10 protein-coding genes and 1 pseudogene are annotated in these 16,037 nt (G+C 66.3%); 5 read left to right on the forward strand and 6 right to left on the reverse strand.

What is annotated here, in order from left to right:
- Positions 1–10: 10 nt before the first annotated feature.
- The 3 genes from ACEF39_RS10670 (at position 11) to ACEF39_RS10680 (ending at position 4,774) form a co-directional block, all read left to right on the forward strand.
- Positions 11–889, forward strand: a complete 879-nt coding sequence (locus tag ACEF39_RS10670) for an alpha/beta fold hydrolase (RefSeq protein WP_500287941.1) — start codon at positions 11–13, stop codon at positions 887–889.
- Complete coding sequence (locus ACEF39_RS10675) at positions 886–1,371, forward strand: MaoC family dehydratase (RefSeq protein ID WP_500287942.1); 486 nt, start codon at positions 886–888, stop codon at positions 1,369–1,371. Before ACEF39_RS10670 ends, ACEF39_RS10675 begins: the two co-directional genes overlap by 4 nt.
- Before the next feature lie 70 nt (positions 1,372–1,441).
- The gene (locus ACEF39_RS10680) at positions 1,442–4,774 is read left to right on the forward strand and encodes a hybrid sensor histidine kinase/response regulator (RefSeq protein ID WP_500287943.1); all 3,333 of its coding nucleotides are present in this window, start codon (positions 1,442–1,444) and stop codon (positions 4,772–4,774) included.
- Positions 4,775–4,781: 7 nt separating this feature from the next.
- Here ACEF39_RS10680 and ACEF39_RS10685 read toward each other — a convergent pair whose 3' ends face one another.
- Entirely contained in the window at positions 4,782–5,456 is a 675-nt protein-coding gene (locus ACEF39_RS10685; protein WP_500287944.1) for a response regulator transcription factor, read from the reverse strand.
- Positions 5,457–5,544: 88 nt separating this feature from the next.
- Here ACEF39_RS10685 and ACEF39_RS10690 point away from each other — a divergent pair, with 88 nt between their 5' ends.
- Complete coding sequence (locus ACEF39_RS10690; protein WP_500287945.1) at positions 5,545–7,398, forward strand: 3-hydroxybutyrate oligomer hydrolase family protein; 1,854 nt, start codon at positions 5,545–5,547, stop codon at positions 7,396–7,398.
- 26 nt (positions 7,399–7,424) lie between these two features.
- Positions 7,425–9,149 carry a fatty acid--CoA ligase gene (locus tag ACEF39_RS10695; RefSeq protein WP_500284986.1) on the forward strand — a complete coding sequence of 575 codons (1,725 nt, stop codon included), beginning with the start codon at positions 7,425–7,427 and terminating at the stop codon, positions 9,147–9,149.
- A gap of 67 nt (positions 9,150–9,216) precedes the next feature.
- On the opposite strand, the pseudogene ACEF39_RS10700 reads toward ACEF39_RS10695, so the two are convergent.
- The 5 genes and pseudogenes from ACEF39_RS10700 to ACEF39_RS10720 form a co-directional block, all read right to left on the reverse strand.
- A pseudogene (locus ACEF39_RS10700) lies at positions 9,217–9,504 on the reverse strand (GFA family protein); the annotation flags it as partial.
- Between the two features lie 500 nt (positions 9,505–10,004).
- Positions 10,005–11,579, reverse strand: coding sequence for an alpha/beta fold hydrolase (locus ACEF39_RS10705; protein WP_500284987.1), 1,575 nt, complete (start codon positions 11,577–11,579; stop codon positions 10,005–10,007).
- A gap of 125 nt (positions 11,580–11,704) precedes the next feature.
- Positions 11,705–12,976: a carbohydrate porin gene (locus ACEF39_RS10710; RefSeq protein ID WP_500284988.1), complete on the reverse strand. Its 1,272-nt coding sequence runs from the start codon at positions 12,974–12,976 to the stop codon at positions 11,705–11,707.
- Positions 12,973–14,370 carry a c-type cytochrome gene (locus ACEF39_RS10715; RefSeq protein WP_500284989.1) on the reverse strand — a complete coding sequence of 466 codons (1,398 nt, stop codon included), beginning with the start codon at positions 14,368–14,370 and terminating at the stop codon, positions 12,973–12,975. The genes ACEF39_RS10710 and ACEF39_RS10715 overlap by 4 nt, the downstream gene beginning before the upstream one ends.
- Positions 14,367–16,007 (reverse strand): GMC family oxidoreductase, encoded by a 1,641-nt coding sequence (locus ACEF39_RS10720; protein ID WP_500284990.1) that lies wholly within the window; start codon positions 16,005–16,007, stop codon positions 14,367–14,369. The genes ACEF39_RS10715 and ACEF39_RS10720 overlap by 4 nt, the downstream gene beginning before the upstream one ends.
- Positions 16,008–16,037 lie beyond the last annotated feature (30 nt).

A 16,037-nucleotide genomic window follows, 5' to 3' on the forward strand; every position in this document is an offset into this window, starting at 1 on the left:
AAGCTCCTGCATGACACCGTCTTACGATGATCTGTACTGGAACAGTGACGATGGCCTGCGCCTCCATGCGCGCGACCATGCGCCGGGTGCGGGGCAACCGCCCCGTGGCACGGTGGTCTGCATCCCGGGATTGACCCGCAATGGCGCCGACTTCGATGCCCTTGCACAGTCGCTGACCGCCGTCGGCTGGCGGGTGATCGCCGTTGACCTGCGCGGGCGCGCAGGCTCGGAACGTGCGCCGGACCCGTCCAGCTACAACCCGCGCGCGTATGCCGACGACATGGTGGCGCTGCTGCGATCACAGAACATCGACAAGGCGGTGTTCGTCGGCACCTCGCTGGGGGTGCTGGTCACCATTACCCTCGCTTCGCGTGCGCCCGGACTGATCGCCGCTGCGGTGCTGAACGATGCAGGCCCCAAGGTGCCGCGCGAAGCCCTGGCGCGGATCGGCAAGTACGCCGGCAAGCCCGTGCCACCGATGGACCTGGCACAGGCCACGACCTATGTGGAGTCCATCGGCAAGGCTGCGTTCCCGCGCTTTACCACCGACGATTGGCGGGCGATGGCCGTACGCACCTTCCGCCAACGCAGCGATGGCCTGCTGGAACTGGACTACGATCCGGCGGTGATCCGCACAACCCGTCCGTGGGTGCTGTGGCTGCTGCGCCCGGTGCTGTGGCGCGCGGTGCGTGGCCTGACTGCACGCGTGCCAGTGCTGGTCGTTCGTGGGGCGTTGTCGGACATCCTGCCTGCCGATGTCGCGCGGCAGATGACCGCCACCTCGCCCAACGCCCGCCTCGTTGAAGTGCCGGAGGTGGGCCATGCCCCGATGTTGTCCGAGCCCGAGGCGCGTGATGCGATCCTGGCGTTGCTGGAGCGCGTGCGATGACTGCCGACGTTTCAACGGATGAGTTGCCTACTGCGCTACAGGCACTGCGGCAATGGGCGGCAAGCGAGCGGCTGAGCGCCAACACGCGCATCACGCAGTCGCGCATCGATGCTTTCGCCGACGCCACCGGTGACCACAACTGGATCCACACCGATCCGGTCCGCGCACAGACCGGCCTGCCGGGTGGGCAGACCATCGCGCATGGTTTCCTCCTGCTCTCGCTTACCGTCGAGGACGATGTGGCGGCCCTGGCCGGTTTTCCCGGCATCGCCCACGTACTCAACTACGGGTTGAACAAGGTCCGCTTCCTGGCGCCGGTGCCCAGCGGTTCCGAGGTGCGGGTGCGCTCGCAGCTGCTATCACTGGAGGCACGCAGGCCCGGGCAGTGGCTGCTGGCCCAGCAGAAGACGGTGGAAGTGATCCCCACCGGTGAGGTGGCCGTGGTCGCCGAACAGCTGTCGCTGATCGTGCTCGCCGACTAGCGCCGCCCTACCCCCGCAGTGCAGCACCGGCCCGCTGCCCGTCGGCCGCGGTTCTCTCTACACTGGAGCGATGTTGACGCCTTCCATCGTCCTGTTCGCCTGCATCGCGTGGACCGTGCTGCTGTTTGGCGTCGCCCTCTGGGGGGAACGCCAGGGGCATCGGCTGTCGAAGGTCTGGCCGGCCATCTACGCGCTGTCGCTGGGCGTGCACTGCACGGCATGGACCTATTACGGGGCCGCCTCGCAGGGCGTGCAATGGGGCTTCCCGATCCCGCCGACACTGATCGGCATGGCGCTCATATTTGCCCTCGGCCTGCCGTTCCTGGTGCGGCTGGGGCGCCTGGCCAAGCAGCACAACAGTGCCACCATCGCCGACCTGGTGGTCGCACGGCTGCGTGCCGACCAGGGGCTGGGCATCACCATCACCCTGGTCGCGCTGTTCGGCATCATTCCCTACATTGCGCTGCAGCTGAAAGCGGTCAGCCAGGGTCTTGCCGCCTTGCTTGGCGATCAGTTCGCGCCCGTTGGCTGGCAGCTGGACGTGTCGTTCTGGTTCGCGCTGACGATGGCGGCGTTCACCACGTTGTTCGGCGCACGCAAGGCGTCGGCCACCGAACACAACCGAGGCATCGTGGTCGCGCTGGGCCTGGAATCGCTGTTGAAGCTGACGGCACTGCTGGCCATCGGCCTGTATGCCGCGCTCTCGGTGCACAAGGCTGGCGCGCCGCTGCTTGAAAAGATGGCGCACCTGCCGCCGCCGGCAGTCGTGCCGGATTACCTGACCATGGTGGCGCTCGGTGCGATGGCCGCGTTCACCCTGCCCCATCAGTTCCATGTGGGCGTGGTCGAGCTGCGCCAGTCATCGGACCTGAAGACGGCGCGCTGGCTGTTCCCGGTGTACCTGCTGTTGATCGGCCTGCCATCGGTGCCGATGGCACTGGCCGGTGCCGCACAGTTGCCATCTTCGGTGTCGCCCGACCTGTATGTCCTGGCCCTGCCGCAGGATCGCGGCCATCACCTGCTGGCGCTGCTGGCGTACCTGGGCAGCCTGAGTGCGGCCACCGGCATGATGATCCTGTCCGGGCTGACCCTGTCGATCATGCTCGGCAACCACGGTGTGGGCTCGCGCCTGCTGAGCGGCGTCAACGGCTTCAACAGCGGCGCCGATCTGCGACCGCGGGTGCTGGCCTTCCGGCGGGCCGGCATCCTCGCCGTGTTCCTGATGTCGTGGCTGTACAGCCGCGCGATGAGCGGCACCGAGGCACTCAGCGATTTTGGCCTGATGTCGTTCACCGCGCTCTCGCAGCTGGCACCAGCGGTGCTGCTGGCGGTGTACCGTCCGCGCACGCCCTCCCCGGCCATCATTGCCGGCATCGTGCTGGGCTCGCTGGTCTGGCTGTGGCTGGTGCTGCTGCCGATGGTGATCCCGGCTCCGCCGCCGTCGACCAGCCGCGACGGGCTGCACTGGCTGGCGATGTTCTCGCTGCGCATGCAGCCGGGCCATATCGCCATCAGCATGGGCGCCAGCCTGGCGGTCAACCTGGCGACCGTTGTGCTGGTGTCGCGTGCGGTGCGTCCCTCTGTGCCACGCCAGCGCGACGCGGTGGCGGCGGCGTCGTTGCGCAAGACGGCGGGGCGCTTCCTCGGCCAGGAACGGGCACGCCAGCTGATGGACGGTCACGCCGGGCAGATGCTGGATGACGACCGGGTGACCGCCATCGAGCGTGAGCTGACCGCCGTGGTCGGCGCGGGCATGGCACGCCTGCTGGTGGAGGCCGCACGCGATGGTGGCGCTGCGCCGCTGGACGCTGTTACCCGCGCGGTCGGTGAAGCCACCCAGGTACTGCGCTTCAACCAGCGCCTGCTGGAGGCGGCCCTCGAGAACATGAGCCAGGGCATCAGCGTGGTCGATGCGCAGTTGCAACTGGTGGCCTGGAACAGCCGTTATGCCGCGCTGTTCAAATTCCCGCCGGAGCTGCTGCAGGTGGGGCAGCCGGTGTCGAACCTGACGGCGTGGGCGTTGGGACAGCTGAAGATCGGCGACACCGCCGGCGACTCGCGCGACAAAGCACTGCAGCGGCGGGTGGTGCACATGCGGCGCGGCACTCCGCATCTGTCCGAGCGGACCTTCCCGGACAACACCATCGTTGAAATCCGCGGCAACCCGATGCCCGGTGGCGGTTACGTGGCCACCTTCACCGATGTCACCGCTTTCCGGCGGGCAGAGGACGCGCTCAAGCGCAGCAACGAAACCCTGGAGCGTCGCGTGCAGGACCGCACCGCGCGGCTGGAGCAGGCCGTGCATGAAGCCGAGCGGGCCAACGTCGCCAAGACACGCTTCCTCACCGCCGTCGGCCATGACCTGATCCAGCCCCTGCATGCGGCGCAGCTGTTGACCGACGCCATGTCGCAGCACATCGAATCGGAGTTCCTGGACAGCTTCCTGCGCCAGATTCGTGGTGCGCTGGATTCCACCGACGATCTGCTGTCGGGCCTGCTGGATATCTCGCGGCTGGAAGCCGGTGGACTGGTGGCCGATCCACGCCCGTTCGCGCTGTCGAGCGTGCTGGATCCGCTTGCGCAGGAGTTCGCTGTACTTGCAGCGGCGCGCGGCCTGCAGTTCCGCCATGTGCCGACCCGCGCGTGGGTGCACAGCGACCCGCTGCTGCTGCGCCGGGTGCTGCAGAACTTCCTGGCCAATGCCATCCGCTACACCCGCAGCGGTGGCGTGCTGCTGGGCGTTCGCCGGCACGGCAAGGCACTGTCGATCGGCGTGCATGACAGCGGCCCCGGCATCGCGCCGGAGCAACAAGCAGTGGTGTTCGAGGAATTCCATCGAGGTGATCGCAGCAACGGCCAGGGCCTTGGTCTGGGCCTGACCATCGCGCGCCGCATTGCCGACCTGCTGCATGCACCGTTGGAACTGCAAAGCGAACTGGATCGCGGCTCGGCCTTCTCCATCACCGTGCCGCGTGCAGCACCGCCTGAGGCCCCACGCACTGAACCCGCCGCTGGCAACAGCAGCATCAAGGGTATCCGCGTGCTGGTGGTCGACAATGATGCGGAGGCGCTGGAGGCACTGCGACAGATGCTGCTTGCCTGGGGCTGTGATGTCATCGCGGCGCGCGATGTCAATGCGCTGGGTGCTTCAGCACATGAGGCGGCACTGTGGCTGTTCGACTACCACCTTGATGAGGGCGATACCGGCGTCGCACTGTGGAAGCGCCTCGTCGCCGCGCATGGCGCGCGGCCGACGGTGATCCTCAGCGCCGATACCGGCAATGACACGCGCGAGACGGTACGCAGTGTGGGCCTGTCGCTGCTCAACAAGCCGTTCAAGCCGCTGGCGCTGCGCTGGGCGATCAACCATCTGCTGGCAACGGCCGCTACGGCAAAGGCCTGACCAAGCGTCAGGCGTCCTGCGCTTCTTCGATCTGCCGCGAGGGATCGGACAGCCCCATCTCGTGCAGCACACGGATGGCCTGCGCACGATTGCGTACGCCCAGCCGTCCCATGATCCGGGTCATGTGCGCCTTGACCGTGCGCAACTGCACACCCAGCCGGTCGGCAATCTGCTTGTTGAGCAGCCCTTCGGCCACCAGGCTCAGCACCTTGTACTGATGCGCGGACAGGCTGGACAAGCGCGCGGCAAGATCGGCGTCCTTGTTGAAGGGCGCCACCCGCGCCACCGGCTCGCGCAGCAGCGCCGGAATCCAGCGCTCACCCTCAAGCACGGTCTGCAGCGCCGACTGCAGATCGGTCAGCCCTGAACTCTTGGGCAGATAGCCGGCTGCGCCCAGATCGATGGCGCGGCGGATCACGTGCGGCTCTTCATTGGCCGAAACGATGATGATCGCCAGTCCCGGTTGCAGTGCACGTATGGTCGCCAGCCCGGCAAGACCGTGATTGCCTGGCATATGCAGGTCCAGCAGCATCAGGTCGATCTGCTGGCTCTCGATCGCTTCGAGCACGCTGTGCAGCGAATCGGCCTCACTGATCTGCAGGTCAGCCACCGCCTCTTCGGCCGCGCGATGCAGCGCCGCGCGGAACAAGGGGTGGTCATCGGCGATGAGCAGGGTCGGCATGTCCAGCCGAGGTTAGCAAATCGCCTGCACCTGGGCACGGGTACCAAGGTACGCTGGCGTGTGCCGCCCGGATGGTTAGGGTGGAGCAATGAACATCCATCGCTCCCTTGCTCCGCTGTGCGCCGCGCTGGCCCTGTTGCCGGGCGGCATCTCCGTCGCCGAGGCCGCCACGCCACGCCCCACTGCCGCTGCTCCGGTGTTCGAGCAGTGGCGGGAAACCCTGCATCGCGGCAACGATGAACTGCTCACCGCGGGACTGGGCATCGATGCCCTGCGCTCGGCCACCGCGCCAGCCTTCAGCAACCTGGCCCAGCCCACGGCAGAGGAGGCCCGGCGTCGTGCGATCTGGAGCAGCTGGCGCGGCATCGCCGACCTGGCTCCCGGTGGTGGCTTCGGCGATGTCTACGGCAGCCTGCAGGCGGTGCCCGGCCGAGAATTCTCGGCTTATGCGCGCATTCCTGGCGCGCGCCAGCCCCACCGCGTACTGGTGCAGGTGCCCGACAGCTTCGACGCCTCGCGACGCTGCCTGGTCGTCGCTGCGTCATCCGGCTCGCGTGGCATCTATGGCGCGATCGCGGTAGCCGGCAGCTGGGGCCTGGCCCACGGCTGCGCGGTCGCCTATACCGACAAGGGCGCCGGCAGTGACTACTACGATCTGGACGCCAGGGCCGGCTTCCAGGCAGACGGCACGCCCGCCTCACAAGGCGCGTTGGCCTTCATTCCTGCGGGTGCGGCAGCCACACAGGGAATGGCCTTCAAACATGCCCATTCGGGCGACAACCCGGAAGCAAACTGGGGCCGGCATCTGCTGCAGGCGCTGCAGTTCGGCCTGCAGGCACTCGACCGCGCCTACCCCGAATCCGCTCCATTCACGGCGGCCAACACGCGCACGCTGGGCGTGGGTGTATCCAATGGCGGTGGCGCCGTGCTGCGCGCGGCGGAGATCGAAGGCGACTGGTTCGATGCGATGGTGGCCGGCGAACCGAATGTGTCGGTGGCCGGCGCACCAGCGCTGTATGACTTCGTGACCCAGGCCGCGCTGCTGATGCCCTGTGCACTGCTGGCAGAGGACGATCTGCCGCAGCCGCCGATGCGGGCGCAGGCCGTGCCGATGTGGACCCATCGATGTGCCACGCTGAAATCCGCCGGGTTGGTGCAAGGCGATGACACCGCGGCACAGGCACGGTCGGCACGGCAGCAGCTGCTCGACGCTGGCTTGAGTGCCGACGCACTTCGTGCCGGCGCGTTCTCGACCGGGTTCGATCTGTGGCGCGCCATCGCGGTCACTTATTCGTCAGCCTATGGACGCTACGGCGCCGGCGAACATCCCTGCGCGTACAGCTTCTCCGCCGCTGGGGCAGACGGCAGGCCCGGCGCGGCCACCGCCGAGGCTCGCGCAACCTGGTGGAGTGAGGGCAGCGGCATTCCGCCGGGCAATGGCGTGGTGCTGGCGGATGGCAATGCAGCCGGGGCGGAAGCTGATCCACTGCGCGGCCTGAACTGCCTGCGTGCACTCGGCAATGGCGATAGCGCCGATGCGCGGCGGGTACGCGCCGGCATCGCCGCGGCCACCGCCAAGGCCCCACGGCGCGGCCTGCCGATCGTGGTGATCCATGGCCTGGAGGACGGATTGGTGCCGATCAGCATGACCAGTGATCGCTATGTGCCACGTGCGCGCAAGACGGGGGCACAGATCGCCTATTGGCGGGTGAACAACGCACAGCACTTCGACTCACTGCTGGCCTTCCCGGATTACCGCAAGCGCTACGTGCCGCTGCTGCCCTACATGTTCGCGGCGATGGACCAGGTGTGGGATCACCTTGAAGATCCAGCGCACACACTGCCGCAGGATGCGCTCATCCAGCCGACACCGCGCGCGGAAGCGCCGCTGCGGCGCGAGCAGTTGTCCATTCCCGCGGTCCAGGCCATCCCGAGTCGCTGACACACCGCCCACCAGGAAGCCCCCACATGTCATTCGCCACCGCCGCAGACGCGCCCGCCGCCGAGCCTCATGCCTACCCCCTGCTGATCAAGCAGCTGCTGCTGACGCCCCTGGCAGTGCGTCCACAGCAGGAAATCGTCTACGGCGACACGGTCCGCTTCGACTACCGCACCCTGCAGGCGCGCATCGGCCAGTTGGCCGGGCTGCTGACCTCGCTGGGGGTAAAGCGCGGCGATATCGTGGCCGTGATGGACTGGGACAGCAACCGCTACCTGGAGAGCTACTTCGCCGTGCCGATGATCGGAGCGGTGCTGATGATGGTGAACATCCGCCTGGCGCCTGAGCAGATTGCCTATACGCTCAATCACAGCGGTGCGCGGGTGATCCTGGCCAACCGCGAGTTCCTGCCGGTGCTGGAAGCCATCGACGAACAGCTGCCGGATCTGCGCACACGCGTTCTGCTGGATGATGGGGATGGGCCGCTGCCAGCGGGCTTCGTGACCGAGTATGAAGCCGGGCTGCGCGAGGCCACGCCCATCATCAGCTTCCCGGACTTCGACGAGAACACCCGCGCCACGACCTTCTATACGACCGGCACCACGGGCCTGCCCAAAGGCGTGTACTTCAGCCATCGGCAACTGGTGCTGCACTCGCTTGCGGCGATGGCCGCGCTCGGCAGTGCGTCCAGCCAGGGCCGCCTGCACCGCGACGACGTCTACATGCCGATCACGCCGATGTTCCATGTGCACGCCTGGGGCATGCCGTACGTGGCCACGCTGCTGGGCATCAAGCAGGTCTACCCCGGACGGTATCTGCCGGGCACGTTGCTGGCGTTGATCGCGCGCGAGAAGGTGACGTTCTCGCACTGCGTGCCGACCATCCTGCATATGCTGCTGGGCCATCCCACTGCCGCCGATACCGACCTGCGCAGCTGGAAGGTGATCATCGGCGGTGCGGCACTGCCGCGGGCATTGGCGCAGCAGGCACTGGCCCGTGGCATCGACATCTTCGGCGGCTACGGCATGTCCGAGACCTGCCCCCTGCTCACCGTCGCGCAGATCGATGCCCGCGCCCTGGATGACCCGGATGAGGAGCTGTCACTGCGCACCAAGGCCGGCATCCCGGTGCCATTGGTGGACCTGCGCATCGTGGACGAAGACATGAACGACGTTGCCCACGATGGCGTCGCTACCGGAGAAGTGGTGGTACGCACGCCCTGGCTCACCCAGGGCTATCTGCACAACCCGGATGCTTCGACGGCCTTGTGGGCCGGCGGTTACCTGCATACCGGGGACATCGGCAACATCGATGGCGGCGGCTACCTGCGCGTGACCGACCGCATCAAGGATGTGATCAAGACCGGTGGCGAGTGGATCTCCTCGCTCGCCCTGGAGGACATCATCGCCCTGCATCCGGCGGTCAACGAGGTCGCGGTGATCGGCATCAGCGATGCGAAATGGGGTGAGCGACCGCTACCGTTGGTGGTCAGGCAGGACGGCAGCGATGTGACCGAGGCGGAGATCATCGAGCTGGTCGCAGCACGCAGCCGCTCCGGTGATATCTCCCGCTACGCGATCCCCGACCGCGTCAGCTTCGTCGACTCGCTGGAACGCACCAGCGTGGGCAAGATCAACAAGAAGAAGCTGCGTGGGCTGCATGATCCAGAGGCGGTTGCTGATGGCCCGGGCTCACATGAAGTGGACCGTCCCAGCCATCGAGGTACTTCGGCAGCGCATCTGCAACGTCGATGACACGCTCCCTGTAGAACAGGTGCATTGTCGGCGCAAACGCTGCATCCAGCACGCCATCAGCAGTTCGAGCGACCAGGGCGTTGGGAACCACGCGCATGCCCAGGCGATTGGTGCCAAACAACACGTCCCCGCAGTTCAGGCAGAACGTCTTGGAAAGCTGCTTGGCCTGGTGCTGGAAACGCGCATTCTTCGCCCCTGAAACGCTCACCGATTCGGCCACCCATGCGGTGGCCGAGAACATCGCCACGCCGTAGAAATTCCTGCGGGTGGCGCAGTGGCAGTTGGCCTGCGCAGCGGGAGCGCCGTGCAGTTCCACGGTATTTGCGCCGCACAGGCAGGTAATGCGAAGGGCCATGTGCGTCTCTTGAAAGGAATGGCTGGCGAGGAGTTTGCTGCCAGCGCTCGTCTTTCACAAGAGGCTGTGGATGGCTCCCATCCGTTGGGCGGAATTGCGGTGAAACCTGCTGGATGCCGTCAACGCAAGAAGGGTTCAAATCCTCGTCGGCGGCGCGGACGATGCCGGCCGATGGGGTATAACCGGACAGCGCGATGGAACACGCACGTTCTGTCCGGCGCCTCTTGTCATGTCACCGTCGTGGCGCTGACAGAACAGGGGTATCGCGCTCCTCTGCGGGAGTTTGTCAGCGGTCGCATACTCGCGCGCCTTGACGCGAAACGGCGAGATGCGGCCGGTAAGGTTGATACAGATCGAGAGGGAAAGTGCGATCAAGGCCAGTGTCTTCATGGATACCAGGCTGCGGGGGCTACTTTTGGAGGGCCATGTTGTGGCGTTCCCATCCGCTTCCATGAAGACCCACGAGCCTCCGCGCCCGCAACGACGGGCGCGGCATGGATTCAATGCAACGGCACCTTCAACATCGATGGCGCGGTCGCGGGCGAACTGAAAGTCACCGCCCCGCCCAACTGGCTGATGCCTGCATAGCGCAGGTCCACCGTATCGACCACCAGCGTCAGGCGGCTGCCCGCTGGAATGTTCCAGCTGCTCGCTTCCAGCCGCAGGTCCAAGGTGGTCGCCTGACCCGGTGCAACGCCGCGCAGGGTGTACGGTTTGTGGCTGATCAGCTGGCCATTGCCCAGCACATCTTCCGCGTACAGGTAGGCATACAGCGTGGTGTTGGCGCGGCTGGGAGTGACGGTCACGCGCACTTCTGGAGCACCGTCCAGACGGCGTGCGTTCCAGTAGACCGGGCCCTGCCAGACACCGGCGGCGTTGCGCCCGATGAAAGGCACGTATGCACCCGGCGGCAGGTTGATCATCTGCAGTGAGCCGGCCACCATCGCCACGCCGGAATTGGCGGCGGTAGGCAGGCCGCTGCCGATCCGGTAGTTCCAGCCATTGCTGCGCCCGTTTTCAGCCAGGCCTCCGGTGGGCAGAAGCAGGCCGCCGGGTGCGGTCAACGCGTAGCTGACCGCACCACTGTTGGTAGCCTGCCAGTTCGGGTAGGTGTTCCAGCTGCCCTTCTGTGACTTCAGCTGCACCGCCGGTTCGCGGTCGATGCCATTGGCCACGCCCTTGAGGTAATGGTCGAACCAGTCGCCCACCGAGTCGTAGACCTCGTTGGGAATGCCCAGTGCGCCCAGCGCCTCGTTGAGGGCATGGTCGCCGTGGCGAAGCTGCAGCTGCTTGGGGCCTTTCAGCTGGTTGAAGAAGTCCACCAGCTGGCCCGGCGGGAACAGGCTGTCGTTGAAGGCGTTGGCCAGGAACACAGCCGGCTGGTTGGCGTTGATCTCGCTGATACTCGCAGCGGGGCTGCGGATCGCGGCCACCGGCAGCAGCGATTCCACTGCACTCTGGTAGTTGCCGACCACGACGTTGCGGTTGATCGTGGCCAACTCGGACCCCGGGCGGCCGGTGACCAGGCCGGCGGCCACCAGCAGCGCGATTCCCTGTGCACTGGGTGTGTCGTTGGAATACAGCGACGCCTGCAGATCGGCCCATCCGCTGAGGGCGGCCACTGCCTTGATGCGCGGATCGCGTGCCGCCGCCAGCAGGCTGGTGCCGGCGCCGTAGGAAATGCCCGAGACGCCGATCCGCGCCGGGTCGGCCTGGGTGTTTTCCAGCGCCCAGTCGATCAATGCGCTGACATCCTCGACCGTGGCCGGCCCGGCGATATCGATGGCCCCGCCAGATTCCCAGAAGCCGCGCGAGCTGTAGCTGATGACCACATAGCCGCGCTTGGCCAGCGACTGTGCCACCCCTACGTACTCCACGCTGGGAACGGCCCAGCTGCTGGGCATCACCAGCAGCGGGAACTTGCCGCTACCCGCATCCTGGGGCTCGATGACAAAGACCCCGAGGGGTGTGCCGTCCCAACTGGGAAGGGTGCGGTGGGTGGTCTTGACCGTGGCAGCCCAAGCGGTGGGCGCCAGTCCGGTCAGCAGGATCAACAGCAGCAATACCTTGCGCATCGTCGTCTCTCCCCGTCGTTGGTGGTGCAACGGGGTGGACCGTACCAGTGCGAATGGTGGCTGACACCTTGCGCCGCAGCATGGGGCGGCGGGCCTGCCACCTTACGCCGCGGGCCTGAATGCGCCTACAGCGTTGCCTGCGCCTGCAGGGTGAACACCCAGCTGTCGGGTCGGCTGGCATAGGCGCCGGGTCGTGCCACGTACTGCACCGCCGGCCGCAGCACCAGCCACGGGGCGACCTGCACGCCGTAGTTCAGCTCGACGAACTGCTCGTTGCTCTGCACATCCTTTCCGGTCAGCTGCTGATGGCGGGCGAGCCGGTCGGAGATGTCCAGCCGGTTCCAGGCCAGGCTGAGCACATCATCCTCGCGCGACGCGATCACGCCACGCCAGCTCAGGCCAGCTTCCCACGAGTAGCGCATCAGCCCTGTTTTTGCGTCGGCACGGGTGGCCACGCCGAACACCGAGATGCCGCGCACCGTCTCGCCCTCGGGCTTCCACACCCGCTGCGCGGCCTGCACGTACGAACCGCTGCGATGGGAGGCGCGAGGCGCGGCCGGATCACCAATATCATCGGCGTTGGAGGTGTCCAGGTAGTAGCCGACCTTGTAGGTACCGCCATAGTCCTCTCCGGACTTGCCATGGCTGTAGCCCACTTCCACGGGCAGGAACAGGCCGGTCTTTCCCTTTGTCGAAACACGGAAGCCACTGTTGGCCTGCTTGCGTGTCGGGTTGACGTCGTAGATGCCGGTCTGCGCGTACCAGCCTGAAGGATCGTTCCACTTCACCCGCAGGCCCCACTGCCCCGTCGGGTTGTCCAGCCACCCGGAGCTGTAGATCGGGCCCAGCGGATGCCCGCATTGGCCGTTGTTGTTGAAGTTGCAGGTGTAGGGCAAGCCGCCGAAATCGTTGCCCATCGAGTAGAAGCCCCCCTTCAGGCTCAGCCGCTTGTCCAGCAGCAGCCGCTCGTAGGAAAGCTCGTTGAAGCGCAGGTTCTGGCCCTGGCCATAGAAGGCTTGATTCTGGATATAGGAACCGGTGGACCGCTCGTTGATGGCGTTGCCGAAGCGGTCGGAGAACACCACGCGCAGCGTGCCGTCAAAGCCGAAAGCCTTGCCGGTATCGATCGTCGCGCCCAGGTCGATGTGTTCGGCGGTGGACCAACCACTGCCCTTGTAACCGTCGCTGTTGACGCCGCTGCCGATCACGATGCGTGCGCTGGGGGTTACACCACGGTCCTGCAGCCAGAGGCGCGCGGCCCAATCGGCACTCAGCGGCGTCTGTACGATGCTGTCGACCGGCTTGGGTTTGCCAGCGGTGCTCGATTCGGCGGCCGAGACCGTCCCGCTGACCGCGAGCAGGAGCAGCCCGATGCCGTTCAAGGAGAGCAGCTTCATGCCGCAGCCCTCCTGTTCCTGCGCTTCTTCCAGGCGCGCCGCACCAGCAGCACGACGCCGACCAGTGCCAGCACGGCAACGATCAGCATCGGCAGCCACAGTCGCGCGATCTTTGCCAGCAGCGGCTTCTCGCCGCCGGCGCGGGTCAGCGCCACCTGGGCCTCGGTGACCTGGTCACCCGGCCCGAACTGCGTGCGGACGTAGCTCGCCACCGCTGCGATATCGGCGTCACTCAGGTCCTGCACGAACGAGCCCTGCGAGAAATGCGGCATCAACGCATGGTCGCCATGCACATCGCGGTCGATGCCGCCGATGATGGTGGCGATCAGGTTCTGCGGGCGGGTCATGCCGACGGTGGTGTTGTGCACCAGGGAGGGGTAGTACCCATCTTTGCTGCCCTCGCCCCGCGATCCATGGCAGCTAGCGCACAGGCCCGAATACAGCACCCCGCCCGATGCCAGTGCCGCATCCGTGCCGCGTACCGGTTGCTCCCCCGGCGTCGCGGCTGCATCGCCCCAGGCGAAGGCGGCCCGCGTGGCGTCAGGGTCGGCCACGGCTGGTACCGTGCGCAGATAGGCGACGATGGCGGCGATGTCCTCGTCCTGCAGCTTGGACAGGCTGTTGCTCACCGCTTCGGCCATGCCGCCACCGGCCTGCGCCTTGCCGGCGACGCGGCCGGTCTTCAGGTACTGGGCCAGCTCGGCATCGCTCCATCCACCGATACCGCTGATGGGATGGGAGGTGATGTTGGGCGCGTACCAGTCACCCAGCGAACCGCCCGCAAACGCCTTGCCGCCCACTTCCTGCATCATCAGCCCGCGCGGGCTGTGGCAGCTGGAGCAATGCGCCAGGCCTTCCACCAGATAGGCGCCGCGATTCCATTGCGCGCTCCTGCCCGCATCGGGCTTGAACGTTTCCTTGTCCAGGAACAGCAGGTTCCACACCGCCATGGACTGGCGGATGCTGAAGGGGAACGGCAGCTCGGTCGCGTGTGCTTCCTCGTCGACCGGCGCCACGCCCTTCATGAAGTAGGTATACAGCGCGTGGATGTCCTCGTCGGTCAGCTTGGCATACGAGGTATAGGGCATCGCCGGATACAGGTGGGCGCCATCCTTGCGCACGCCTGCGCGCACTGCTTTGGCGAAGTCAACTTCGCTGTAGAGGCCGATGCCATGGCTCTTGGAGGGCGTGATGTTGCTGGCCCAGATCTCACCCAGCGGGGACGCAATCGCGTAGCCGCCGGCATAGGGCTTTCCCTGCCTGGGGCTGGTGTGGCATGCCACGCAATCGGCGGCGACAGAAAGGTAACGCCCGCGTTCGACGACCTCGTCCGCGTGCACGGACTGGCTGACTGCCGCCAGCATCACCAGGAGGACCGCGGCCAAGGTCTTCATGCGGCACGCTCGATGGCATCTGCAGCGCGCAATGCCAGTGCGGCCATGGTCAGGGTGCTGTTGACCACGCTGGCCGACACCATCGGGCCGCCGCCGGGAAGCCACAGGTTCGGGTGATCGTGCGCGCGACAATCGCCATTGACCACCGAATCGCGCGGGTCCGCGCCCATGATGGTCGAGCCCATGATGTGGTTGTTGGCGTTGAGCGCAGTGGTGATGACGAATTCCTCGGCGTTGAACAGCGAGCCGATGTGGCGCAGCTGTTTGCAGGACTCGTCATAGCCCTTGCGGGCGTAGTCGCCCAGTGAGTAGTGGATATCCGGGCAGGCCAGACCATGGCCATCGACCCGTGTCTTCGACAGCGTCAGTCGATTGCTCGGGTCCGGCAGCGGCTCCAGGCTGATCGAAAGATCGACACCGAAGATCGCGCGGCGGCGGATCTCCGCATCCAGCGCGTCGCCGACCAGGCCCTTCTTCAGGGCCTGGTCGGTGGCGACCGCCACCCGGCTGATGTTGTTGAGGATGATCTTGGTGGCCGAGTACTGCGAGCGGAAGGCGCCGTCACGCGGACCGACCATGCAGCTGGACTGTGCCGGTCCGCGTCCCAGCCAGATCGGGCGATCGGCGATGAACGAGCAGTGGAAGCCGGAATGGTCGAGCATGTTGCGCCCCACCTGGTCGGAACTGTTGGCGATGCCGTTGGGGTTCTGCTCGTTGGCGGCAAGCAGCAGCAGGCGTGGCGTCTCCAGCGCGTTGCAGGCGATCACGAAACTGCGGCCGGTGGCCTTGTGGCTGACTTTGTTGTTGTCGTACCAGTGGATGGCCGTCACCCGGTTCTGCGCGTCGGTGTCGATCTTGTAGGCCACCGCTTCGGCCAGCACCTGCGCACCCAGTTTCTCGGCCGCTTCGATGGTGTGGATGCCGTTGTACATCGCGCCGATCGGGCAGATCGGCTGGCAGTTGTTGTTGCCGCAGCAGGCCGGCCGATCATTCCACGGCGTGACCATGCGACCCTGCGGAATGGGCACCAGGTTGTAGCCGTGCGGATTGACCACCTCGGCGAACACCTTGTCACCGTTCCCCCAGGGGATCATGTCGGCCAGGTAGGGTTTGGATCGCTCGGCGGGGCTCTGCTTGCCCGGGTCGTTCGGCCCGGAGACGCCCATGGCCTCTTCCGCGCGGCAGTAGTAGGGCTCGATGTCGTCGTAGCTGATCGGCCAGTCGCGCCCTACCCCATAGGTGGACTGCATCTTGAAATCCACCGGCAGGTGGCGCCAGCAGGAGGCGGCCCAGTGCCAGGTGGTACCGCCCACGGCCTTGATGAAGCCTTGATGGAAGCTGTTGGCATCGGGGCCGGTCAGGCCGACGTAGTCGTTGGCCGGGAAGTACAGCGGCGCGGTGGCGAGCGGTGACTGCGGATACGGTCCCTGGAAATCGCTGCCGATGCGTCGCTCGAAGCTGACGTTGCGCCAGTTTTCGACGACGTCGGATCGATGCAGGCGGGGGCCGGCCTCAAGGACCAGAACCGATTTTCCGGCACGAACCAACTGGTGGGCGATCAATGCGCCGACGACGCCCGAACCGACGATCACAACATCGGCATCGGCATCGCCATCACGGAAAACCGGAGCTTTCATGAGGGGAATCCATATCAATTGCAGGAAAAA

Source organism: Stenotrophomonas indicatrix (assembly GCA_041545745.1).
Lineage (GTDB): Bacteria > Pseudomonadota > Gammaproteobacteria > Xanthomonadales > Xanthomonadaceae > Stenotrophomonas > Stenotrophomonas indicatrix_A.